General features: G+C 51.1%; 36 protein-coding genes. 3 read left to right on the top strand and 33 right to left on the bottom strand.

The window, feature by feature from the left end:
- Window positions 1–41: 41 nt before the first annotated feature.
- The 8 genes from JY391_RS22780 to JY391_RS22745 are packed head-to-tail and all read right to left on the bottom strand — an operon-like array spanning window position 42 to window position 4,754.
- Complete coding sequence (locus JY391_RS22780) at window positions 42–698, bottom strand: hypothetical protein (protein ID WP_000268552.1); 657 nt, start codon at window positions 696–698, stop codon at window positions 42–44.
- A complete protein-coding gene (locus tag JY391_RS22775; protein WP_000936897.1) occupies window positions 698–2,125 on the bottom strand; it encodes a DNA cytosine methyltransferase in 1,428 nt (475 codons plus the stop codon). The genes JY391_RS22780 and JY391_RS22775 overlap by 1 nt, the downstream gene beginning before the upstream one ends.
- A gap of 3 nt (window positions 2,126–2,128) precedes the next feature.
- On the bottom strand, window positions 2,129–2,629 hold the full coding sequence (locus JY391_RS22770; protein ID WP_000647188.1) for a hypothetical protein: 501 nt from the start codon (window positions 2,627–2,629) through the stop codon (window positions 2,129–2,131).
- 8 nt (window positions 2,630–2,637) lie between these two features.
- Window positions 2,638–2,949 carry a hypothetical protein gene (locus JY391_RS22765; RefSeq protein ID WP_002210541.1) on the bottom strand — a complete coding sequence of 104 codons (312 nt, stop codon included), beginning with the start codon at window positions 2,947–2,949 and terminating at the stop codon, window positions 2,638–2,640.
- Between the two features lie 5 nt (window positions 2,950–2,954).
- Window positions 2,955–3,461 carry a hypothetical protein gene (locus JY391_RS22760; RefSeq protein WP_000566443.1) on the bottom strand — a complete coding sequence of 169 codons (507 nt, stop codon included), beginning with the start codon at window positions 3,459–3,461 and terminating at the stop codon, window positions 2,955–2,957.
- Window positions 3,454–4,128, bottom strand: a complete 675-nt coding sequence (locus JY391_RS22755) for a hypothetical protein (RefSeq protein ID WP_000344149.1) — start codon at window positions 4,126–4,128, stop codon at window positions 3,454–3,456. Before JY391_RS22755 ends, JY391_RS22760 begins: the two co-directional genes overlap by 8 nt.
- Window positions 4,103–4,384: a hypothetical protein gene (locus JY391_RS22750; protein WP_000044823.1), complete on the bottom strand. Its 282-nt coding sequence runs from the start codon at window positions 4,382–4,384 to the stop codon at window positions 4,103–4,105. Before JY391_RS22750 ends, JY391_RS22755 begins: the two co-directional genes overlap by 26 nt.
- Window positions 4,377–4,754, bottom strand: a complete 378-nt coding sequence (locus tag JY391_RS22745; RefSeq protein WP_001125904.1) for a hypothetical protein — start codon at window positions 4,752–4,754, stop codon at window positions 4,377–4,379. The genes JY391_RS22750 and JY391_RS22745 overlap by 8 nt, the downstream gene beginning before the upstream one ends.
- Before the next feature lie 326 nt (window positions 4,755–5,080).
- Here JY391_RS22745 and JY391_RS22740 point away from each other — a divergent pair, with 326 nt between their 5' ends.
- Both JY391_RS22740 and JY391_RS22735 read left to right on the top strand, forming a co-directional pair.
- Window positions 5,081–5,224, top strand: coding sequence for a hypothetical protein (locus tag JY391_RS22740; protein ID WP_000939033.1), 144 nt, complete (start codon window positions 5,081–5,083; stop codon window positions 5,222–5,224).
- 91 nt (window positions 5,225–5,315) lie between these two features.
- Window positions 5,316–5,951 (top strand): N-6 DNA methylase, encoded by a 636-nt coding sequence (locus tag JY391_RS22735; RefSeq protein ID WP_000074431.1) that lies wholly within the window; start codon window positions 5,316–5,318, stop codon window positions 5,949–5,951.
- A gap of 52 nt (window positions 5,952–6,003) precedes the next feature.
- Here the strand turns inward: JY391_RS22735 and JY391_RS22730 are convergent, their stop codons facing one another.
- The 22 genes from JY391_RS22730 to JY391_RS22625 all read right to left on the bottom strand — a co-directional run bounded on the left by JY391_RS22730 (window position 6,004) and on the right by JY391_RS22625 (window position 20,922).
- A complete protein-coding gene (locus tag JY391_RS22730) occupies window positions 6,004–6,276 on the bottom strand; it encodes a helix-turn-helix domain-containing protein (protein ID WP_000703827.1) in 273 nt (90 codons plus the stop codon).
- A gap of 48 nt (window positions 6,277–6,324) precedes the next feature.
- Window positions 6,325–7,506, bottom strand: a complete 1,182-nt coding sequence (locus JY391_RS22725) for a ParB/RepB/Spo0J family partition protein (protein ID WP_001207227.1) — start codon at window positions 7,504–7,506, stop codon at window positions 6,325–6,327.
- A 3-nt stretch (window positions 7,507–7,509) separates the two neighbouring features.
- On the bottom strand, window positions 7,510–8,295 hold the full coding sequence (locus JY391_RS22720) for a ParA family protein (protein ID WP_001151305.1): 786 nt from the start codon (window positions 8,293–8,295) through the stop codon (window positions 7,510–7,512).
- Window positions 8,296–8,468: 173 nt separating this feature from the next.
- Complete coding sequence (locus JY391_RS22715; protein ID WP_000380893.1) at window positions 8,469–8,780, bottom strand: hypothetical protein; 312 nt, start codon at window positions 8,778–8,780, stop codon at window positions 8,469–8,471.
- A complete protein-coding gene (locus JY391_RS22710) occupies window positions 8,762–9,211 on the bottom strand; it encodes a hypothetical protein (RefSeq protein WP_001053910.1) in 450 nt (149 codons plus the stop codon). The genes JY391_RS22715 and JY391_RS22710 overlap by 19 nt, the downstream gene beginning before the upstream one ends.
- A gap of 13 nt (window positions 9,212–9,224) precedes the next feature.
- A complete protein-coding gene (locus tag JY391_RS22705; protein WP_000098294.1) occupies window positions 9,225–10,469 on the bottom strand; it encodes a DNA-methyltransferase in 1,245 nt (414 codons plus the stop codon).
- A complete protein-coding gene (locus JY391_RS22700) occupies window positions 10,462–10,824 on the bottom strand; it encodes a hypothetical protein (protein WP_001258026.1) in 363 nt (120 codons plus the stop codon). Before JY391_RS22700 ends, JY391_RS22705 begins: the two co-directional genes overlap by 8 nt.
- Before the next feature lie 2 nt (window positions 10,825–10,826).
- Entirely contained in the window at window positions 10,827–11,069 is a 243-nt protein-coding gene (locus tag JY391_RS22695; RefSeq protein ID WP_001096360.1) for a hypothetical protein, read from the bottom strand.
- Between the two features lie 237 nt (window positions 11,070–11,306).
- Window positions 11,307–11,504 carry a hypothetical protein gene (locus tag JY391_RS22690; protein ID WP_000532167.1) on the bottom strand — a complete coding sequence of 66 codons (198 nt, stop codon included), beginning with the start codon at window positions 11,502–11,504 and terminating at the stop codon, window positions 11,307–11,309.
- Window positions 11,504–12,442 carry a ParB/RepB/Spo0J family partition protein gene (locus JY391_RS22685; protein WP_000268394.1) on the bottom strand — a complete coding sequence of 313 codons (939 nt, stop codon included), beginning with the start codon at window positions 12,440–12,442 and terminating at the stop codon, window positions 11,504–11,506. Before JY391_RS22685 ends, JY391_RS22690 begins: the two co-directional genes overlap by 1 nt.
- A gap of 116 nt (window positions 12,443–12,558) precedes the next feature.
- Window positions 12,559–13,104, bottom strand: coding sequence for a hypothetical protein (locus tag JY391_RS22680; RefSeq protein ID WP_000435225.1), 546 nt, complete (start codon window positions 13,102–13,104; stop codon window positions 12,559–12,561).
- Window positions 13,105–13,106: 2 nt separating this feature from the next.
- Entirely contained in the window at window positions 13,107–13,676 is a 570-nt protein-coding gene (locus JY391_RS22675) for a hypothetical protein (protein ID WP_001256126.1), read from the bottom strand.
- An 11-nt stretch (window positions 13,677–13,687) separates the two neighbouring features.
- Window positions 13,688–14,251, bottom strand: a complete 564-nt coding sequence (locus JY391_RS22670; protein WP_000004671.1) for a hypothetical protein — start codon at window positions 14,249–14,251, stop codon at window positions 13,688–13,690.
- Window positions 14,244–14,672, bottom strand: a complete 429-nt coding sequence (locus tag JY391_RS22665; RefSeq protein ID WP_000988988.1) for a hypothetical protein — start codon at window positions 14,670–14,672, stop codon at window positions 14,244–14,246. The genes JY391_RS22670 and JY391_RS22665 overlap by 8 nt, the downstream gene beginning before the upstream one ends.
- Window positions 14,669–15,016 carry a hypothetical protein gene (locus tag JY391_RS22660; protein WP_000039129.1) on the bottom strand — a complete coding sequence of 116 codons (348 nt, stop codon included), beginning with the start codon at window positions 15,014–15,016 and terminating at the stop codon, window positions 14,669–14,671. Before JY391_RS22660 ends, JY391_RS22665 begins: the two co-directional genes overlap by 4 nt.
- An 11-nt stretch (window positions 15,017–15,027) precedes the next feature.
- On the bottom strand, window positions 15,028–16,161 hold the full coding sequence (locus JY391_RS22655) for a hypothetical protein (protein ID WP_223369384.1): 1,134 nt from the start codon (window positions 16,159–16,161) through the stop codon (window positions 15,028–15,030).
- A 44-nt stretch (window positions 16,162–16,205) separates the two neighbouring features.
- Window positions 16,206–16,400, bottom strand: coding sequence for a DUF2997 domain-containing protein (locus tag JY391_RS22650; protein ID WP_000757530.1), 195 nt, complete (start codon window positions 16,398–16,400; stop codon window positions 16,206–16,208).
- 48 nt (window positions 16,401–16,448) lie between these two features.
- On the bottom strand, window positions 16,449–16,841 hold the full coding sequence (locus tag JY391_RS22645; protein WP_000018404.1) for a hypothetical protein: 393 nt from the start codon (window positions 16,839–16,841) through the stop codon (window positions 16,449–16,451).
- 61 nt (window positions 16,842–16,902) lie between these two features.
- On the bottom strand, window positions 16,903–18,366 hold the full coding sequence (locus JY391_RS22640; protein WP_004201081.1) for an AAA family ATPase: 1,464 nt from the start codon (window positions 18,364–18,366) through the stop codon (window positions 16,903–16,905).
- Between the two features lie 73 nt (window positions 18,367–18,439).
- Window positions 18,440–19,372, bottom strand: a complete 933-nt coding sequence (locus tag JY391_RS22635; RefSeq protein WP_000434070.1) for a hypothetical protein — start codon at window positions 19,370–19,372, stop codon at window positions 18,440–18,442.
- A gap of 561 nt (window positions 19,373–19,933) precedes the next feature.
- The gene (locus JY391_RS22630; protein ID WP_000062185.1) at window positions 19,934–20,431 is read right to left on the bottom strand and encodes a hypothetical protein; all 498 of its coding nucleotides are present in this window, start codon (window positions 20,429–20,431) and stop codon (window positions 19,934–19,936) included.
- 2 nt (window positions 20,432–20,433) lie between these two features.
- A complete protein-coding gene (locus tag JY391_RS22625; protein WP_001273096.1) occupies window positions 20,434–20,922 on the bottom strand; it encodes a DUF1643 domain-containing protein in 489 nt (162 codons plus the stop codon).
- Between the two features lie 96 nt (window positions 20,923–21,018).
- Here JY391_RS22625 and JY391_RS22620 point away from each other — a divergent pair, with 96 nt between their 5' ends.
- Window positions 21,019–21,354, top strand: coding sequence for a hypothetical protein (locus JY391_RS22620; protein ID WP_000683477.1), 336 nt, complete (start codon window positions 21,019–21,021; stop codon window positions 21,352–21,354).
- A gap of 14 nt (window positions 21,355–21,368) precedes the next feature.
- Here the strand turns inward: JY391_RS22620 and JY391_RS22615 are convergent, their stop codons facing one another.
- Genes JY391_RS22615 through JY391_RS22605 form a run of 3 tightly spaced genes read right to left on the bottom strand, consistent with a single transcriptional unit; the run spans window position 21,369 to window position 22,408 of the window.
- Window positions 21,369–21,839, bottom strand: coding sequence for a hypothetical protein (locus tag JY391_RS22615; RefSeq protein WP_001281821.1), 471 nt, complete (start codon window positions 21,837–21,839; stop codon window positions 21,369–21,371).
- Window positions 21,832–22,203, bottom strand: coding sequence for a hypothetical protein (locus tag JY391_RS22610; protein ID WP_000516918.1), 372 nt, complete (start codon window positions 22,201–22,203; stop codon window positions 21,832–21,834). Before JY391_RS22610 ends, JY391_RS22615 begins: the two co-directional genes overlap by 8 nt.
- Before the next feature lie 10 nt (window positions 22,204–22,213).
- Window positions 22,214–22,408, bottom strand: coding sequence for a hypothetical protein (locus JY391_RS22605; protein ID WP_000343597.1), 195 nt, complete (start codon window positions 22,406–22,408; stop codon window positions 22,214–22,216).
- Window positions 22,409–22,483 lie beyond the last annotated feature (75 nt).

Genomic DNA, 22,483 nt, shown 5'->3' with positions numbered 1-22,483 from the left:
AGAGGTGTTGCTATAAAACATGGTTTGAACATCTGGCGCTGTTATTGCGCCCACCGATACTCTGGGCAACGCACTCTGTTGTGGCCGCTTTTCCCTTTGCTATTGGTGATGTCATCTTCATTCTTCGCAGCCCCCAGCTTACTCAGTATTTCAGCTTTTGTGGCGCGATGACCGCGTATTAAAAGAGCATTCAGCAGGTATCCAGTGAACACCTCTGTACTCGGCATACGGTCAAGCAACTCAACATACTGCTCATCCGTCAAATCATGGATCTCACAATATTTTTCCACCGCCTTTTCGTAGGCTTCTGCGTAGCCATGAGTGGAAATCCTGAAAACAATATCCCCATTGCCGTAGCCTGGCTTTGTGACGAGAAAACAAGGTGCGAAGTAGGTTCTCTTCACCCCCATCCGGCTCCGGTTCTCGATACTGATATAAGCCCTCAGCCCCTCAGCAATGATATTTGGCCCGGAGTTGCGTCGCCGCTTACAAGTCTTATTCTGACGCTTCACCTCTTCTGCCTCAGCTTCCCACTTTCGGTCCAAGCTGTAGGCCAGCCGGTGAGCTGTTGCGTAGGAATACTCTCTCAAGGAGAAGTATTCCTGCCGGTAATCATCCGCCACCCCAACTGTTCGTGCGACACGGAACCCGACGAAACCGGCGTCATGGGTTCCCTCGCCGTAGTAAATGACTGCCATTATTTACCTTCCTTACTTCTGATACCGTGCTGCACCACGGTATGGCGACCGCAATTCACATTCAGGTGATCCCGAACTGCGGCCATGACCGCTGAATGCAATCTGTAATCCACACTCTGCCCAAGTGTTTCTGTCGCTTGTTCTTTTGCCATCCACGAAATATCAAAGCTATCAGGTATCGACATCAACTCCTGAACCAGATCGACCGATGGCTTGTAAATGCGGCCACCGTCTTGGATGTACACTGCATCCTTTACCCCACGATCCTGAGACTTGAGGATGGTCGGGCAACTGGTGCTTTCTCTCGTCAAGAACGCAGGCATCCTGCGAGAAGTTGACTCTCTGGCCTGAATTGACTTCAACGCTGTGACGTCTGCACAATCCCCGAGGTGCTTCTCGATCACCGGCCACAATCGTCCACCAGCTCTCTGCTCAGGTTTCGGTGGAACGAACCCAGGGAAGACCGACGCCACCATGTAATAGCGTTCTCGCCCCTGGTACGCGCCGAAATCCAGACCGTTCAAGACCATCTCAGTGAGGAAGTACCCCATCCGCCGCAGTGTCGTTCCCATCATCGCCCCGGCTCCGGATGCTTTGAAGTTCGGGACGTTTTCCACCAGCACGACGGCAGGGTTCACGACCTCGATCTGTTTTAGTGCCGGGTAAACCATGTCGAGCATGGTGGAGAGATCTTCAAGAGAACGCTCTTTGTCCCTTGGACTTTTGGCGTTTGAGTGGTCATCACACCCCAACGAGTAATGGGCCAAACCAATTGGTGGGCACTCCGCCAGCAAGGCTCCAAGGCGATCCAGCTCCAGGTGATGAATGTCTTCATTCAGCAGGATACGCGGGGAGCTGTTCACCAGCGTATTGAGCGCATGTACTTCACTCAGGTTCCGCCCGGATGCTCTGTCTCTGGCTTCAACTGGACGATGTTCCAAAACAATCTCAGCCTTCCAGCCAAGCGATTCCATAACATGAATGTCTACCCCGCCAGTCAATGCCACAAAGGCACGGAAAGGGCTGGTTTTTCTGAACCGATCAGCAATGGCAAAGGCTCTGTTTGCGACGGGAGTGAAGACTACTCGACCTTTTCGCATTTCGACGTGGAAACGCTCTGTATAGCGAGGGAAGCACTTATCTATGAGCCCTTGTCCAGAAAACTCAATAACGGTTTCCAGCGGGTTGTTGGAGCGACTCTTTGGTTGATACCGGCGCTGATAAACCTGGTGTGTCTGTAGTTCATCGGTCGCTGGGATCACCGAAAAACCGCCCATCCCCTCCCCTGGCTCAACGGCGATGCCCATACCTGGCTTGAACCCCATAACATCCAAAAAGTTGGACGAAACCCTAACCTTGCGTTTATCGCCTACTCGATTGAACGCAAGTTGTTTGGTTACTACGGAGGGGGAGACGATCGGTAACATTGGTCAACCTCTTTTCTTCTTGTTTTGCTCGCGCTTCACCATTGCTCCAGCAGCTTTCAGAAGTCTCTGGTTCTCCGCCAGCTCCTCTTGGAGTTCCTGAGTATCCTCTTCTGTCTGAGCCTTTTTCAGCTCGGCCTCGCAATATTGGACCTCTTCCTGCAAGCTGACTTTCGCAAACTTGAGAGCGGCCAGTCGCGTCGTATAAACGCCAAAAGGCAATTCGCCACCTTCCCGGAACTGCTTCAAGCACCAGCTCGGTATAGATGGCAACCAACCAAAGTCCCCATTCTTCCGTGACCTTTTCCCCCACGTAATCCCATCTAACTTTTGGGCAAGATTGACATAGCGTTGATCGCTGGTTGAGTTGCGTCGTTTCTGAATAGAGCGAACTATCCACTCTGTAACCTCGACCTTTGCTTTATCATCATCAGAGATGTAATAAAGGGCTGCGTACAACACAGCGCCTTTACGAATGACTGATGGTGGGTATGCCTGGGCTTTCATCTATCCCCCTATCGCTTTTTCTGTCCGACAAGACGGAGATGATCGGCGGCCAAGTCATACTGCTCGTTTTTGTCGCGGCGGCGGAATCTGTCAAAAAACTTCCCTCGTGGCAGGGTTTCTTCCATAGCGATCAGGCGGTTCAGCCACACTTCTTGAGGTAGCATCCCTGCTGGAGTCGGCCCGAGCTTACGTCCTTCCTTGACGTGCTCCATTGTTTGCGTGGCAGTAAAAATCGCACCACCAAACTTTCTCCACTTGAATTGCAGGGGCATATCTGGAGACTCATCCAGCATCAATTTCTTATTGGTTTGTTCTGTCACGACAATTACTCCACCATCCATTCTTCACTAAGCAGGAACGCCCAGCGCTCTTCTGCTTTTTCTGGGTTGTCTTTGGCCTGTTTGATCATGATCTCGGCGGCGTTAAAGCCTACCTCTCCACTGAACCGGCCCCATGAATGGCTATGCCACTCGCGCATCACACTTCGGCCAAGCGATGCAAGTTCTGGACTTACACCCTCATGGAGGGCATAGAGCTCCCAAGCATCCCACCCGTATCGTAATAGGTTGTGCCCTGGGGCGTTAAAGGCCTGAGCAGCCTTGAACCGCTCTCCAGGCTCCTTCCCTCTAACATCCACACCCTGGAGCACCAACCCCATTACCACTTCAATGACAGGCTCGCGTTGCTTCTTTGCCAGCTCGATGGCAGCCACCAGCATTGCTTTGGCGTCAACAAATTTCCCATGCCCTTGGCACATACCGCAGGTTTCTTTGGAAGGGGAAAAGTCATAAACACCGGAACCAGCACAAAGGCGGCATGTCAGGTCAATCATGGGCTCTTCTCTCCTCATACTCTTCGATGCGCTCTTTCAGACGCTGAACCACTGGTGCGAGCTCAGGGATAGCTTCCGCTTCCTCAAGCGTGTATCGCTTGTCTTCCTGGTAATCGACTATTTGAGGAGGCCTTGGCTGTTTAGGGAACTCAGCAAAGTCATTCAGCGACATCGAGGTAGGAAGTCCTCCTTCAATCTCACCTTTTTCGTTGAGTGACTGAGTGACGATAAGCTGTGTTCCGCCCACCTCGGTATCAAAGCGGTCATCAAAGCGCTCACCGATAGTCCAGCCGCCACGGCCAAGAACACAGGTCGTACTCATACGTAGGCGATTGAATGCTTTAGCGTCATCCCAGTTCAAAGGATTTTCATCCATGAGGAAAAAAGGCGCTTCGTCCCGAACGAACACCTTGGACTTGGCGTTATCGAAGATCGGCCCAAACACCCCCTGCTGGAGGTATGGTTCGACTTTCTCTGCAAGATCCTGGTGCCCTTGAGAACGCAGCGCCTCATAGAGCTGGGTGATTGTTTGTTTGCCGGTGTCCGGAAGGCAGGACAATACTGTCTGCTTTTCCTCGTCACTCAGGCTTACCATTCTGGACAAAAAGCTGACTACCAGCTCGTTGTGCCCATCGACCGTTTCAATGTTGAGCTTGTTCTCGTCCATCTTCTTCCTCAGTAATCGGTTCGATAAATTCAATGGAGTCCATGCTTACATGACTGATAATGGCTTTCAGGCCGCAGCAGTCGCATGGTTCAAAGGTCAGTTCTGATCCCTTGGGAGACTGATGCGTGACCGTTGCCACAGCCCCTAGAGGGATCAACCCCCAGCCGTTTTTTAGTACCCGAGTAGTTCTGACCAGCCGACCTTTGTACTCTCGTTTCAGTTTCGGATGCGGCACTACCGCATATCGCTTACTCATTTCGGTCCCCTTGTACCAAAGGCTCGACAACCAGCTCTTGAGCTTCGTCCCAGTCGGACACCTTTGCATCACCAAACGCAAAGGCAATTCGCATAGCCACTGTCGGCCTGCCTATTTTCATCAAGTAAGCCGCAGCACCGGCACACATCGACTCTTGTCCCGAAGGTGCATAGTTACCCTCTTCATCCCATTCACCACCTGACTTTGAGTGCACGGTCTTGTGGCAATGAAACGTCGTCATGTCGTTTTCAACGATGTCGTTGATGATGCCTTCTAATCGCCCAGGGGCCAGCTCGATAGCGCCCTCCTTCCGGAATGGACAGTTGGCGCAAGGTTTCTTCAAACGGAGATGATTTGCTTGCTTTGGCATACATATCACTTTTACAGCATCATTTTATGATTCTATGATATAGCCATATTCCGTGTAGTCAATATCTCACTAACAATTACTTTCTATCGGACGCTTACGCGCCCATTTTGGGCAGATAGACAAGTTATTTGGGCGTTTGGGCGTTTGGAGTGTGCGAGGTGGACAGCGGGGAGACTTTCACATGTGAAAGTTTTGTTTCTTGGTATCGTTTTATTGTCTCTTGATATTATTTTATGATGCTGTAATAATCATAAATAAGGGCCGCATCGCTCTTCGACCTTCGTTGCAGCCCTTACAACACAATCAAGCAATTAAGGAGCTTTGTTATGCTGCAAGGCAATACTAACACGAATAAGCGCATCCCGCTCGCGGCGTTCATGAAATGGCCGCTGGCGAAACGTCAGGACTTCATCGACCGGGAAATGTCCGGTTGCCCCGACTTTATCAAGACGTCTTTGCTTCGGCATTAAGGCGATCAGGCAGGAAAGCAAAGAACCTCGCTTCGGCGGGGTTCTTCGTTTCTACCTCTTGAATGTTTCGTCAGAACAAACTGGAGCGCTTATGTCACCAGAAACACAGCAACTTACATCCAAGGCTTTATCTCTCATCGAGCAGTCCCGATACAGAATGGGCACATCTCGGTTTGTTGAGGCCTTTATTGACCAGTGGGCATACTTGCAGACTGGCCTATACCCAGCCAAGGAGGAGATCCCGGAAGAACTTCAGCCGGTCGCCTTCGAGCTCTCTCACGTCCTGTCTGCCGCCATTAAGCGCGACCCCACCAGCGATGTTTTGGGTTACGTCCTAAGCATGTCTGGCTTCCACAAGAAGGGCACCAATTACTTCCCCACTCCTCCAGAGATTGGCCGCTTGATGTCACTCATTGTTGGCTCACAGTCTTCGGCAGACTTTTATGAGCCCTGCTGTGGTTCTGGCATCAACGCCATTCACTGGATGGAAAACCTGATCGAGAACCACGGTCCCGAAGCATTGAGAGAAGCCTCAATCTACCTGGAAGACATCGATCCGTTGATGGTGAAGTGCTGCATGATCCAGCTATTCCATTATTTCGAGTCCCGCAATACCACTCCCAAAACGCTGAGTATCGTCGGCATAGACACCCTTAGCAGACGAACCAAGAACATCGCCTACTACGCCGAAAAACCTCCAGCAACCGCCGCTACCGTGGCAGCATAAAAAAACCCGCCGATTGGCGGGTTTTGCATTCAATGCGCTGCTCTATGGCACCTTACAGTTTTCCGTACCGGTTCAAGAACGAAGACCTGTCTAAGATCCCCCAGTCTGTCAGCATGTAGTAGCCGGTGGCACCTCGTTCGCCGGTAGACTCCCTGACGAACAAGATATTCATTCCGAACTCATCACGCAGGGCAGACAACTGTCTCTTGATCGTTGATTCAGGAATATTTGTTGCCTTGTGAAGGTCTTGGAGACTTGGCTTCTCCGTTTTAGACAGGGCATTCACCAAAGCAAATTTTCTTTTCATGTCCTGTGAGATCTTCATATTCACCTGTTCTTGACAGGCCCAACCTCTTTGGCTGGGCCTCCTTTATTAGCCTTCGACACTCAGGAGTTCAATGTCTGACACAGGCACATGAACATGCTTTTCCTTGCCTTCGCCATCGAGCGTTTTAACCCAGACAGTAGACGGAACCAGAGCAACACGGTCGGTCATGATGACTCCACGTTTGGTCTCGCCATCCAGGTTAACGTTGACAGCAAAAATCAAACTGTCAGCCCGGACGTTCTTCCATTCCTTGTCCTTCGGCAGAGGAGGAAGAGCATCACCGCCTTCTTCATCTTTGTCCTTGCCGCTGTTATCTGGCTGCTTGACAGGATCTTTGTGCTCACCCTCTTCATCACGCAAAGGGTCTTCGTCATCATCGTCCTGACCATTGGAATTTTTACCCCCTTCCAGTTCCTCCTGGGCAAGGTTCAGGTCGTCATTCCCGGTTTGTTCCGACGTACCATCCCCACCCGAGTTGAGGGATTGCTCGTCGGTGTTGCCAGCGCCAAGCTCATCATTCTGGTGGGAGCCAGTCAGTGGGCCTTTTTCCATTTCGTCTTTGATACGTTTGGCATCATTCAGCAGCTCACGGCTTTGTTTACGAGTAATCCCGTCAGACATAGCCACCGCGCAGACGGCGCGACATCTTTCTTCATTCAGATCGAACAAGAGACGAAGGTTATTCAAGGTCTCTGTATCAGAACATACTTCATTATCGTATAACTCACGCACACAGTCAGGTAGCTTGAGCAACGACAGATGCGTAGATACGAAAGTGATATTCTTACCGAGCCGATCAGCAATATCCTTTTGCTTCCAACCTTCTTCAATAAACAGGTTTAACGCCTCGGCAATCTCTACCGGAGTCAAGTCATCCCGCTGGATGTTTTCGATCAGCTCACCAGCAGTCTCGTCCAAATTGTTCTGGACCTTATCATTCACCACCAGGTCAATGGTCTCGATACCAGCGTGTTTACACGCTCTCCAACGCCGCTCCCCTTTTTGGATGACGAACTTGCCTTCTTCATTCTTCGGGAACACGATGATCGGAGATTGCTGCCCTTCGGTCAGCAAGGTTGCCGCCAGCTCTTCAATGTTACGGAAGCGCTTACGAACCTGGACCTTGGATACAACGTCGTCAACAGGTACGGTAAGAACCTCTTTGCCTTTCTTGCCTTTGGCGGCTTTAGCAAGTTCGGACAGGCCTTTTAAATTGTTCAATGCCATCGCTTAGCCCACCTTCTCTAATAGTTCTTCCAACACCGCCTCAACCTCTTTGGCCGCGACATGTCCATAGCGAAGCTCCCAGACAGGGATGCCATCAGTCGTCGCCGTATCGAGCGGAGGCCGGTGCATAATTTTGTTCTCAAACAGCAGATCCGGAACTGTGTTCTCCAGCGACTTGAGGGCTTTGTCGTGATTGACAGAGCGGTCCATGTCGTTGATCACGATGCCCAGGATCTCCAAATTTTGGTTGTATGCCTCGCGCACACCAATAATCGTGTTCAGGAGACCTTCTACGCCGTCCACAGCGAAGCCAGAGAGCTTTACCGGACATGCCACATGGGTAGACATCACCAACGCTGCCACCAGCTTTCTGCCGAGGCTAGGCGGACAATCAATCAGCACGTAGTCGTAGTTCTCAAACAGCTCAGCCAAATGGCGAGCCGGATTCATGGCTTGGTCAAGAGGCACAGCCTCCATCTCAAACAGATCCGGGTCATTCTTCGGCGTATGAATGAGGTCTGCACCGCAAGGGCAGTGCATGACCTCAATGCCGTCCAGCTCGTAAGCGAACAGCTCTGCGGTTTTGGTTCCAGTGAGGATGGGCTCGTAGTCACCATCCTCAAGCTCTCGTCTGGGGGCCAGTCGAGAGGACGTGTTCCCCTGACCATCCATATCCAAGACCAGCACTTTCTTTTTCTTCTGTAACGCCAGATAAAAGGCCTGCTGGATACAGAGGGTACTCTTACCCACTCCGCCTTTCTGGTTGGCGAAGCTGATTACTTTTGCCATACCCACCTCTATTTTGGTTTCTCGCAGGTGATCAAGACCACCCCCAAACTTTCACATGTGAAAGATTGTAGCGATCATAAAATGATACTGCAATATCTAATTATGGTTCTGTTAAAACAAACTTTAAACAAAAAAACGGCCATGAAGGCCGCTTATTGACAAGGTTTGTGCTGTCAGCGCAATTGATTTGCTGCTCCAAGCCCATTCGCCAATAACTGCATCGCATCGTTGAACAGCGCGGAGCCCCGTTCCGGTGTGAGCAATTCCGGCATATCTTCTCGCGGCCAAGTACCGGCTACTTGAATGAGCAAACTGGCAGCCCAGTGAATCTGCTTTTCTTCACTTTCATCGGCCAGAGTGCATACGACGGGGAAACCGTACTTACGCCCCCAGCGACTCACCTCTTTGAACGATACCAGCTCAGGCTTTTGCAAATCCCGGCTGTAGGCCTCAGCTATCATGTGGTTCAGTTCTTGAGTGTCCATTTATCCCCCTTAACAGTTTTTTCAAATTCTTCCTCAAACATCGTTTTTAATGTGTTTCGTATCTCTTCATCCTGGATGTCATTGACATCAAAGCTGGTAGCGACAGCCTCACTTCCAATGCCACAGAGAACATAACCCCGGCCATCAGGACCAGTTTTAAGAGGCACAACGGGAAGTGGTGTATTGGGACACACTCCAGCAATGCCCGGAGAAATAATTGGCCCCCCGCGAGGAATAACCCAATTACCGATAAACCCCCAATCAATTTGCGTCGAGATGGCATCAGGCTGGTATTGCTCACCCCAAAAGTTGATTGCTGCCTGCTGATGTTGTTTACCGGCATAGTAGATATATCCGGCCACAAGAAGCACGGAGAGGACAAAAATAATTGCCAATTGGCGCAAGACTCTTGCGATAATACTTAAATTCATGGGCATTGTTCTCTTAATTCAACGCTCCCCCGCCCACTGCTGCTATGGCCGGGTTCATCCAAAATCCATCAAAGCCGGTGAACATTTCCGCCTGGGTGCGAATGTACTCAAGAATGATGTCACAGGCGATCCAGCGCCGGTTATTCCTTTCTGCGGCCAACCCGCTCTTATTCGACCCACTGAACGGATCAACAACAAGGTCGCCCTCTTCCGTCAGAAAGCGGATAGCCATTTCAGGTATGTCTGTTGGGAACATTGCCGGGTGCGGTGGCAACCCCAGTTCTCTAGCGATTCTCCGAAGCTCCAGAGTATCCGCACAACGGTGGCCGCGCTGGATAACGTTTTTCGGTATCCGTCCTTCCGTGACGTTAGAGAATGCGTTCCCTCTCAGTCGATATGCCCCGTCACCATAACTGACCACTCTGTTATCACCGCCTTGGGCCATCAGCTTCTGATGTTTCTCTGTATGAGGGATCAGGACCCTTCTGTTGTCAGAACGCACCCTGTCAGGGTCGTTGGTGAACCAATAAACAGGCTCCCACCCGGCACACAACTGGTAACGGTTCACACAAGCCCAGTGGGTCGGACTTGGTGGTTTTGACAGGTTGATCCACGGCCATCTATCCATGAGAGAGAGCCCAAGCCGATCATGGAGCGCCAGCACCATTCGCTCAACGTAGAGAGATCTGGAGGGGCTCTTGGCCTCGAATATGTCATTGCTGACATTCAGGACAACGCTTCCTCCTGGCACCAGGTTCTTGACTATCGGTTCGAGTGCCTGAGTAATGAAATCCACCCATTTGGCTTCATCAACGTTTCCATAGCCACGCTGTATACGGAGCGGGAACGGCGGAGATGTCACACACAGATGCACCGGCTCATCGAGGTCAGAGAAAAAGCTCTTGTTGTTTGACCACACCGCCAGCCCAAGATTTGTTGAATAAGCGACCAGTCGAACGCCACCTAGCGCTTCATGCAGGCCCTTCTTGGTTTTGCTTGAGAGCTCCCAGACACCCCGCTCGCCGTCCACCTTCTGGAGAAGGTTCATCGACTTGAGGGTTTGCTGATACCAGCGTATCTGTCTTTTCAGCTTGCTCCGCTTGACCTTTGCCTTGCCAATTTCACTTTGTTCATTCAGAGCGCTTTTCGGGATTCCAGCGAGCTCTGCCACCGAATCGTAGAGCTCCTCATTCGATAACGGCTTATCGGCCTTGGCATACGCCTCTTGGACATGAAAGAGTTCTAGCTGGCTACTCATCATGCCCCTCCGTACCCTGGAATATGTCATTGAGCACAGAGGTCGCCTCGGCGCTCTTTACATCATGCTCGGTGTAGAAAGGCCACCAGGTTAATCCGCCACCTTCAAACCATGAGCAGCGGAACTGGATTGTCTGATCAGGAAGGACTTTGAACTCGACATGCTGGGGTTTGTCATAACGGCACATTGCACCAAGGTCTAGGCCAAACTTTTCTTTAACCAATGTGGATGACATCGACCCCTGGCTCAAACCTTGGCTGTTAACCCAATAGACCCGGTTGACAGCACCAGCAATACCGAAGAATAGGAAAGCCAGTATTGCCCCGGCCTTCAACCATACAAAAACACTTCTCACAATTATCCTTCCTGCTTTACAAATGGGTCTCTGCCATCGAGAGGCTTTGAAAAAATAGCCCCCGGCTCAGACATCGCCGCCTCGACCTCGTACTTGTTAAAAGTCTCCGTCCACCAGCTATTCATCTGGTAAATCGTGATATTCAGAATTGAAGCAGCCTTGCTCTTACTTGTGGCCGCAACGACAGTTCTGAACTGCCCCTCGGCCCCATAAGTGATCCCGCCATAAACCTTCAACTTCGCCACTATCGTTTTCTCCACCCAAATATGTCTCTCACGTCCCGCACACAGAAGAACCAACTTACCCTTGGCAGGAACGCATCGACTAACACACCTAAGGCGATAACAAACAATGGCGCCATCAGGATGAAGCCCAAACGTGCAACGGTCCCATATATACCTGCACAGATGAGCAAGGCTGCGATGACAGAGCAAACTAGCTGATGCTGACGCCTCAGTCTGGCTAGTTCAGACGATTTCTTGTCACTGTTCATCATCGAGCTCCGCGAGCTGAACACTGACACTGGCTGCCGCTGGAGGGGAAAACTGTACTGTCAGTCCGGATTCAAGCCTGATAGAGGAAACCACCAGCGTATCTGGTCCGGATGACGCCGGTACGACCGCAACAATGGTTCCCCCTTCCAGCAACTGGATGGCATCCTCAACAGTACAGCGCCCCATTACTGATTACCCGCCAAATCCAGCTCTTGCTGGTCTTCATTGGACTCGTCAGTTTTGGGCTCCAGCTCCGCCAGCTTGGCTTTCAGCTCCTGAAACGCATCAACATCTTCCCGGCTCAGGGTAAGGGTGAACGTTTCACCGTCATCGTTCGGCTTGATGTTGTCCAGACGACTGGTAATAGAGCTCACGCCTCGGTGCATGGCTTCAACCACCTTTTTGCCCAGGCGGGGACCTTTCTCGACAGACTTTTTGGTCAGTTTTTTCGGGGCCTTCTTGCCGTCATTGCCACTGGCCTGTTCTTCCTGCGCCTTTTTCAGGATCTCAACAGCGTTGGTGCCGTGCTCGTTGTAGAGCTCCTGAGCGTAGGTGGCAGCCACAGAGCCTTCCTGAATCATCCGTTTCAGTTCCAGAGGCATCTCCAAAAGGGCACGGGCGATACGAACGTGCTCAGCCGAGCGGCCAACACGTTGGGCAATCATCTGGTCGCTCCACCCCCAGTTTGCAAGCCGAGCGTAGATCACGGCTCGCTCAAGTGGAGAAAGAGGGAGCCCATCGTTGCTGGTGGCGATCAGAAGGCTCTGTTCGGCTTCATCGCCCTTGTGCTCTACGACCTGCACGAACTGGATGTCGGCACCTTCCTCTATAGCAAGCAGGATGGCGCGGCGACGGCGATGACCTTCACGGACATACACCTTTCCGTCGATAACTTTGACGATGATCGGCGGAACATAGTCGCCACGCTTGTAAGCATCGGCCAGCACTCGAATACCAGCTTTGATGTCCGGGCGCTCGTAGTAGTCCTCGCAGAAAGCGCCACGGGTGTTAAACCCTTCTTCCTCCAGCAGAAGCTGAGGAGAGATAGTGAATCCATCCCCTTTTTTCAGTTCTTCGGGGGCGGTTACGCCTTTGAGAGCGCGGAGTGAGTTGATAACAGCCATTCGTTGGTTCTCCTTGTGACTTGCTCACTTTATAGCATCACTTTTTGATACTGTAAACAGGGCGGCATAAAAAACCCGGCGCTTTACAGTACCGGGTTCTCTCTTCCTTCTCACCACTAACTTGCTTTGACTTTGAGCAACCTCAGCGCCAGCATGGCCCATTGCAGATATGCTTCCAGTCGTTGCTGGTACTCTTTCCCTGGTGGGCGTTGACCTTCCTTGTGGGCTATCGTCCTCTCGATACCGGCGAGGCTCTTTCTCAGCTCCAGGTTCCTGCGTATTCCCACCATTCTCTGTCTTGCTGATTCAGGAGACAGACTCCCAAGTCCAAAGAGGGGCAGTTGTCTGTAGTCCTGTGTTCCCAAGTTAATTTGGTTCCACGCCATTGCTGCTTGCCACGGTCGTTTCTGGATTTGTTGGATCGCCTTCCCACAACCCAGGCAGACCATATTCCAGCGCACAGGAGGACCTATAACCTTCTGCATTTGCGCCCGGCCATGACAACTATCGCAGGCTGCCACAGGAACGCTGAGCGGGTCGTGGTGCCCATAGGCTACTGTTTCAGTCTGGCTGTAGTGTTCATCTGATTTGAGCTCCGCCAAGAGCTTCTCACGCTTCTCTTTTGCGTATTCGAGGGTTAAGCCTTTTCTGATTTGTTCCATGTTCAGTCCAGAATGATTTTTCTCTTGTCTCGCTTGGGAGTGCCTTGTTCTTTCTGGTCCGATGTAGAGCTGATGACTTCTGGCTCTTTGGCCTCGCCCCTTTGTAGTTCGTCAATACTCCCCAGCTCTGTTCCACCGTGTCTTATCTCACCTTGATCTCTATGCTCTCTGGTTGAACGACGGATCTCTTCCGAAACTCCACGCAAAAACCCAATCACATTGGCCCGGAATGTACGTCTCTTCTCCTCTATCTCAAGCAAGTAACTCAAGTAGAAGTAAAACGGTATCGAGACGAACAATGACAAAGGGAACCAGCCTTTTTCGCTGGCAGAAACAAAGAGTCTCGGCTCAAACATTTTCATGGCGAGGGTCGCCATTAGCACAGAGATAACTACTGGAGTCACCGCCATCAAAAATCGGGAATGAAGGTACGCCATCCAGACCCCAGCGACTAAAGCTGTTAGCGAGAGGAACATAGCAACAACCAACGGGCTCGCATCAATGGCGATTAGCCCTATCTGGACGATAATGACGAAGCAAAGAAGCAATATTCTGTATAAAAATGACCGCATTCCAACCCACCTCAATCCAAGATAATCTTGCGCTTATCTTTCTGAATTTCGATAGGCTGCTCCGGTTCACTCAGAACACCCTCTGACGCTTTCAGAACTTGAATACTTGGAAAGCCCTTCCCTGCTCCTGCTTTTCTTGGTCTCTGCTCTGTTACCTCAATCGCTATTTCATCCCCCTCCCGGAACTGCGGGTAACAACCAGCGCGGTTGGCATAGCGATTCAACGACATTTTGAGCAGCCGGTATTTCTTTGGGCAGGTTATTTGTACTGACGCATCAGAGCTGCAAGCTGCGTCAAGCCGCCGGAAAAATTCCTCCGGTATCCCCTTTACAAGGAGCTCGCTCAACTCATCCATAGGCCTTGAGCCGGTTGGCATCGGATATGGCAACCTCCGGTATTCTCTGTAGATGTACCGCTTGATGACGATATGAAAGACGAATGCGGCAAAGCCCCACAAAGGGCCATTAAGGAGCCCCGCAACGATAAGTAGCACCGACGGGAAGGGAACCCCTACGAAACTCGGCAGGATTTTAATCTTTACCATCGGCGTTGACCGACGCACACTCTCACTCATTTGCTGACCCTTTACGTGCAACCTTGTACTGCACTTTCAGATCGTAACCATCCACTTCCTGATGAAGGACTTTCACGGGGACACCTTCAACGGTCCCCAGGTACACGCTCAGCTCAACTTCCGGAACATCGTCCCTGAGACCCAGTACATTGCGCCACCCAGTCGATGTCTTCTGGCAGTGAGCGCCCACCCTGTCATGCCGGTAGTAAATGTCTTTGTTATCTCCTTGGCAGATGAAGAATCCACTAACCTGCCCCGTCCTTAACACCCACTTGCGGTTGTGGAAGGTAGCTTCTTTCTCCACCTCAGTGGACTTGTCTATAGCCACCTGGCTTACCACCAGCTCTTGTGCGGACAAATCAGACACAAGGCCTATTACCAACGCGGATAACAGCGCGGCCATAGCCGCCCGTGTCATCATACTGCCGCCTCGTGAGTGGCATCGGCAAAGAATTTGCCTTGTTTGTAGATCTCGTCCTTCTCGAACGAGATAGCATCCGCACGACTGCTGAATGGTCCATAGCTTTTACCGTCGATCAGCACCTTCCACTGGCAACGCCAAACACGAGTCCATGCCGCAATCTTTGACTCGTCTGAACAAAGTCCGCGAATAACATAGAACGCAATCATTAGAATGCCGCTCGTCGGCACGATGCGCGAAACCCTTGTTTTACTGTATTCCTGCACTTCAAGGCCTTTGAAGGAAACCTCATCGGCAAACCCGCAGACCTCACCATTTTTGATTACGATGCGCTTTTTGCTCATAACCTACCCCACTAATCCAAAATAATTTTGCGCTTGCCTGGCTGTACTTCGATTGGCTCTTCCTTTTGCACCTTTGGTGCCGGAGCTGATGAGCTGACAACCACCGGTTCTCTTTCTGGGTTTTGTTGCTGGCGCTCACGGAGTTCATCCACTGAGGGAGGCTCATTGCTTGGTCGTTCAGCCCTTTCAGCACGTCGGGCTTCTCTTAACAACTCATCAATTTCGGAGTCGCTCCGGTTGTTCATAAAAGCTCTATAGGCAAAGAAAATCAGCACCGGCACTATTGCCACCAAGAAGAAAGGAAATGAGCTTCCGCTATCTTCCACTGGCTTGGTACTGGCCGCGCCTGTATCGAACATGGTACGAATAACCGTTGGCGCGGTCATGATCATAATTGCAGGCATTATCCCCATCACAATTCCTGATGGGCTCTGCCTCATAATTCCACTAGCAACCCCAAACACCAGCATCAACCCCGCTATGACTTTGACGAAAGAGCTATCCATTAGACCGATCATGGAGTCACTTACCTCCTCGAACGGACTTTGAAACGCACTGGTATTGCGGTCGGTGTCTTGTGCAGCACCAATCTGCTTGGGAGGTTCACTCTTTGGTGCAGTCTCTATGGATAGCGCTGGTGGTTGGCTGGCAACCTTCTGCATTTCACCATCTTGCTTAACCACCCCCAGGTCCTGAGTTTTGACGTGCGTTTGTGCTGGTGGTGCTAACTGGTATTTGACTGCCAGGTTGTTCCCGTGGACTTCAATGGTTTGCAGGGAGATGGGTTTACCTTCCAACTTGGTCAGAGCTTCTTGGAGCGGTAGCTCCTGAGCATCAGTCATACCGCCCATAAAGCCATTGAGCCCGTCATCATGGACGCGACAACGCAGCCTTCCCGAATAGCTACGGTATTCACCTGGGCAAACAAAATAGCCGCCCTGAGGGCCATCCAGTTTGCGCCATTTATTGCTTTTGAAGGCCTCCACTTTGGTCACAACTGGCTGACCGTCATGGTAATCAATGACCGTTTTGCTCTCCGGGCCAGTGTCCTCTACCTTCTTGCTGCCTGAGTCATCTGAGAGCATTTGCCCCACCATTACGCCAGTCACAAAGTCACTGGCAAAGGCCGCAGGAGCTGCGACCATGAGACCAACCAGCAAAAGAAGGGGGACGCGCCCTGTCCTTCTCATCACCATTCGTTCTGTTCCGTTTCGTGCTGGGTTTGACCAGCATTGAAGTGGTACTCGGGTTTCAGCTCTTTTTCTTCGACTTCGAGCTCTTCCGGGCGAATACGCTGCTCCAGCGCTTCACAGGTCTTACCCTGAAACCCCGTGAAATCGGCAGCAATCTTGCCGCCCTTGATCTTGATGTTTACCTTTTTCACTTTGTCACCTCGTCGTTAAGTTCAACTAATCTGATTGCCTTGGCGCTATTACCAAACAGCTTCCTCAGCTTCCAGTTCCAAAGTGCCATCGTGATGCTGCTTCACCGTCACGCTGAAACCTTCCTCTTTCAACTGCTGCTCGTAGTGGAAGGCAATGTAGCGATCCTGCACCTTGCTGCTTGCCTGCTGCGTCCAGCGGCCATAAGAGCCGTAGTTTTCCTGGTACTGCTCCCAAACACCGTTTTTTTCCTTGTAGCCAATCCGGTGCTCCTTGTTGTTCTGGTCGATCAGAACAATCGGGTATTTCTCGAAGGTGTAGCCAGCGCCCACGCGGTATAGCTTTTCGTTTTCAACAACGACGCCAACTCCCTCCAGAGCCTTCAACAGCAGCTCTTTGTCTTTGTAGGCGACCTGCACCTTGCCTTTTACGATATGGCTCATCTCATCACTCCTGAGTTGTTTCGGGGGTCATGCCGTGTTCCGGCATGACAAAGTTAATCGCTTAGTCCTCGATGGCGAGTTTTCGTCCAGAGCCATTCTGCTCTTGAACATCGAAGTTATTGGCCGGATAGAAGCCTTGATCCCGCAAACTGCGAATCTGGTTGATGTCTTCTCGGCGAGTTTCACTGGTCGGGGTAATGCGAGTGACCGCATCCACCAGCGCTTCATTGTTGAGCTCTTTGTCCTGAGCGTTCGCCAGATACATCGCGTCAATGACGGCCTGTTCAATCTCTGCCCCGGTGTATCCCTCGGTGGTACGCAGTAGCGTAGGCATATCGAACGCGGCGATGTTGGCCTTCTGCTTGGCGAGGTGGATCTCGAAAATCTTCTGGCGCTCAGCCACACTTGGCAGATCAATGAAGAATGCTCGGTCCCAGCGGCCAGCTCGCATCAATTCAGGAGGCAGCGACTGAACCCGGTTGGCCGTCGCCACAATGAAGATCTTCTCCTTGCGCTCTTGAAGCCAGTAGAGGAAAGAGCCCAGCAGGCGCTTGGATACTTCGTGTTCGCCATCGGCATTACCAAAAAACTTCTCCATCTCGTCAATCAACACAACAACGGGTGCGATCTGCTCAATGGTCTGCAATGCACGATTGAACTGGCGCTCGGTTTCACCGAGATACTTACTATAGAAACGGCCCATATCCAGGCGAACCAAGGTAGTGCCAAGTACACCGGCAGCGGCTTTTGCCGTCAGCGATTTACCACCACCAGGTACACCGGCCAGAAGGACACCTTTTACCGGAAGGTCTTTGTCCCAACCGGCTTTACGTATCTGGAGAAACTCCTTGAGGTTTTCGAGCCCACCGACATTCCCAATATCAATGGCCTCAAGCACATCGAGGCCGACATCACGCAAGATGTGAGCTTTTTCTTTTCGGATCTCGCCCAGGTATTCTTCACCCTTGAATTTCAAGTAAGCGGAATAGGTGAAGACGTTCTTCATCTGGGTGTGTGACAAGCCCAGGGCGTGGTTTGCGATGACAGCACGTTCGTTGCTCTCGAAGACTCCACCATCTTTCACGTTATCTTCACAGGTCTGGAGCAGTTTCAGGATTTCCTGATTGCTCATAGCCGGGAGATCGATGTGATAAACGAACTCTTCATTGAAGACGTCTTTGCCAGCGATGATGTAGTTGATCCCCTCATTCTCCAGATAGGTCAGTGATGACTTGAGGGCTGGGAGTGTTTCCGGGTTTGCACGTTGTCGGTCGAAAAAGAAAGTGTCGAACACGACAACACCGTTTTTGGAGGACTTCTTGGACTCGTCCACCATTGCCTTCATCGTGCCTGGATCGGGCAGCTTCTTGAATGGCATCACAATAAAGTGCTTGCCGACTTTCTTTGCAATGTCAGAGAAAACGCTCTCTGCACGGCCCAGCTCAAAAGTGCTAACGTTGATGACTGGAAAGGACAACTTGATTGGAATCTCAAGTTTGTCCATTTGCTGTGTAATATCGCTCATCGCTTATCCTTTAAATAAATTTCGACTTGTTGATCACCTCACATCATAAGTTCATTTTATGATGCTGTAAATATCACCTTCCAACTCTGTAGCTGTTCACGGCGGACTCAACGCGCTTGACTGACACGTCTATACCATTTGTCACCAGCAACTCATGCACTTGGCAACAGGCCTGTTGTTTTAGGCCAAAGAACTCTTCGTTAACACGGGCATACTCTGCTGCCGAATTGGAGGCGGCTCGTCTTAGATCTGGCATCAGAGATTCAACGCGAGACTCTACTTTGTCCAGAGAGGAACTGGCAGACGACAAGCTGAACAGCGAGAAGACGCTCCCAAAGTCGAAACCATCATTCAAACCGGCAAAGTCCATACCCAGATCGATAAACTCAGTTGCCATTGAGTGGTGCAGTGAGCCCACAATGTCACGATGATCCCCCAGCGCATTTGCGAAGGCTTTCACAGCTCTCTTCGCATCGTCTATTTCACTGCTGGCCGAGGAGTTTGACATCGACGACATGACGGAAATGCCCTTGTTGTCAGTCACAAGGTCGAGAACCTCCATTGTTTGTGCTGATGAAATACTGGAAGAGGCCTCACTGATTTCACGTAAGGCTTTTTGCCCCATGTCCACCAGTCGCTTGTTGCTCTCGTGGAGTCGAGATGCGGCGTCAAGCCTATCTTGAGCTTGGGTGATTCGTTCCAGAATCTGGCTACCGTCAATCGCTTGCTTCACGGCCCGAGAAACCAATCCCTCTTTGAGCTGGTCTCTCCCACGGCGCAAATACCGCAAATCGCTGTTATGGCCTTTTAGTGCTGAACGTATAACGGCGATGTCTCGACGAAACTGCCAGAACGTTATAATTTTTTGCCAGATCCCCAACTGAGCACGCTGTTGGCAAAGAGCTTCGTACTCTGCACCTTTCTCTTCAACCTGGCTGAGAGCTGCGGTAATCCTGTCTTGATATTGCCGGTCGTCAGCCAAGTAACTTTGAATTGCTTGTTCCATCCCGTACCCCAAAAACTTTCACATGTGAAAGTTCATTCTTTCTTTGTTCTGCCAGTACAAAGTATTTTGCCTTAGAACGACCTCACACCCCGCCCCTGCTCACGCCCATTTTGGGCAATTACAGATTCAGCATTTACAGGCTTATAATGTGATGCCGTAATAGACAAATAAAAAACGGCATAGCCGTTTTTACCTTACTTTGCTTTGCTCCGGCCCCCGCATAGTGCATTACCAATGCGTGATGAAAAATCCTTCCATTCTGGACTGTTCCGGTAGTCATCCTGTCCAGTTGCTTGTTCCTGGCTGGTCGATGCGAATTGATTGAGAGCATCCGGGCACGAAGAGCAGACCCCGATACCTTCCACTCTATTCACGCGAAGCCAGTGACACGGTTGACCGTTTTCAACACAAGCGTGATCATCGGTGCATCCGCACCCTATACATTTAGCAGTGAGCATAAGCGCCTCCCCAAGTAAATTAACAACATCATAGTATCATTATGTGATACTGTAAATATTAAAAAGAAAGCGGCCATAGCCGCCCTTCCGAAGTAATTTTCCTTTAGTGGTTGTCTTGGCCCTGTTTCCAAGCGACGAATGCCTGCACTAGCGGTACGCCATCATCACTCAAGGCATTCCCTTCTATCCATCCGCCTCGTATGACGACAGACTGCCCTGATTCCAAGCCAAAAGGTTCCCACTCAGAAGCCACCGGGGAACCGTCCACCAGCAGGTCGAGATCTTCAATCCATTTATCCCGGCCATCCAGAGTTTTCCAAACTGAGTCATCGACCCAAAAGGCCTTGATTTGTTCTGGTGTGGCATTGGTCCAATCGTTGTCTTTCCCGTCAGCAAGTGAAAGTACAGAGTCAACCGTTTGCTGCCAGTTCGGCCAATCTTCTTCGACAACAACGCAAGTAAGCGAGCTCTTGCCATTTGCTCTGCGGCCATCATCAACCTTCCGGATCAGCCTTTCCAGTGTCGCCAGCTCCTCATCGCAGAGCACGGCCTGTGCATCGCTTATCTTTGCCACGAAGTAACGTGCTTCAAGCATCGACATAATTATTTTCCTCCCCAGGGCACAAGTTTTGTCGAATATCCAAGCATTAGTGGGTGCTTCGGGTCCCCCGAACCAGTCACGCCAAATGCCAATACCGGCTTCCCAGATGCAACGAGCTGCTCTAAAAGCCTGTCCAAATGAACATGCAAAGACTTAGGCAGCTTAGTTCGGCTCCCCCAGCAGGGCACCAAGACATCAGCATCCCGAATAATCCTTTCCAAGTGGATTTCATTTTCAGGCCCGACAGGATCAACCGCCGTAGCCAGCTCTCGAACGTCGGTCGCCCGAAAAGCAAAAGCATTACCGACTATGAATCGCCTCCCTCCGTTGACCTTGGTAAACCCTATCCACTTTCTGACCGTGTGATCGTCCTCGGTGGCCGTGGCCGTAGAGCCGTTTACACCAAAATAACCGAACACAAGGCCTTCGGGTTGCACATCCCTTTCCAGACGGTATCTGTACATGCCGCACTTGCTGATAATTGCACTCAAAGTGTCACCTCTTTTTGAATGAAAAACGCCCTTTCACAGTTGCATTTTTTAATGCTGTGATAGGATAAAAGTGTAAGTTGAAAAGGAGAGATGACCATGAAACATGTACTGAATATCGCGCTGATGGCTGTTGTTGTTCTTGGCCTGGCTATGCTTGAGGCAACCAACTGGGGTTACGCAGTGCTGGCTATCCCGGCAGTGATTTGGGCCAAGCCGGTGCTCAACCTTCTGCACAAACTGCCGGTTCTGGCTGCTGCTTTTTGGATTCTGGTTGCTGTTTTCGCGTGGCAAGCGGCACTTGTTGGTATCCTGTTCTATGGCGTACTTGCGACCCCTAAAGCGCCAGCAAACACCAATGGCAAAAAAAGCCGAAAAGCCAATCTGATGGGCACTTACAGCTACGACTTTAAAACCGGCGAATGCTTTAGCTAAGACTGGCTCCACGGTTATTTCTCCTCAGCCTTCCTGATGGGCGCTCTCAGCGCTCTCAGGACAGCTTCTTCAAGAGCTGCGGCCCCTGCCCTATCACGTCGCTTTGTTAATGCCCCATATTGCTTCCTGATGGGTAGCATCAGCTCTTCGAGTTCATTGCGCTTCCTATCGTCGGCTTCAAGTTTCTCGCTTCGCGCCAAGGCTTCGGCTTGCTCGCTTTTTGCTTGCCACTCTATCTTGTCGCCTTGCACTTCCCATGCTTTAACGTAATGAGCATCATCCAGACCTTTTGCTCCGTTGTCCGAAAACGAGGCCCCTGAGTAAATGCCACCGACAACCCAGCGCCTTTTGCTTTTTCCCTTTGAGAAATACATCTCACGGCCTAAAACACCATCGCGCAAAGTGGCTACCGAGATAAAGAGCCCAGCGTCCCCTTTCCTAAAGCCGCAGAACACAAACTCAAGCGGTTCGTATAAATCACTCATGCTGATCACTCCGAAGAACAGACAAGACCTTCTCAGCTCGCTCCTGGAGGTCTATGAGTTCGGCAGCATCATTACCGCTCAATGACATGCCCCCGCCATAGAGGCGATACTCAACGCTGTCCATCGCCTGGCGAAGCAATCCTAGAAGAGCATTCACGTTTGCCGGTGTTGATAGGGCGACGGCTTCACCTTTCAGCTCACGTCCATTAAATTCCGACCACTCGGCTATGCCTGTCAGTTCGCAACAATTTGAGCAGGACATACTGGCAACATTCTGGGGATCGTCTGGACAGTGTCCATTGATGACAAAGTTCATCTCGTCACTGCCGCACTTTCCACAAATGATGTGTACTTTTTTGCCCATGCTGCTGCCCTTAGTGGAGAGTCTGCTCTTCCACAACAATCATCCCGTCAACCAAGCTGATTGTGGCGGGACCGCAGTTACCCAGCACCTCAGCTTTGACTCCGTTGTTCAACGCGACATAAAGCCGTCTCGCCCCGTTGGTGACGCGGATGCCTTTCTGGTCGAGTTGTTCAAGCATTTCTTCGTAGGTAATTTTTTCGTCCATCAGTTCTCCTCAGCAAGGATCTCGTCGATGAGGTTCTTTGCTATCAATCTGGCATCCAAAGGGACAGCCAGGCTG

The sequence above is a fragment of the Citrobacter sedlakii genome (assembly GCF_018128425.1).
Taxonomy (GTDB): domain Bacteria; phylum Pseudomonadota; class Gammaproteobacteria; order Enterobacterales; family Enterobacteriaceae; genus Citrobacter_A; species Citrobacter_A sedlakii.
Note: the sequence above shows the minus strand (reverse complement) of the source record. Positions and strands in the feature narration are given on the sequence as shown.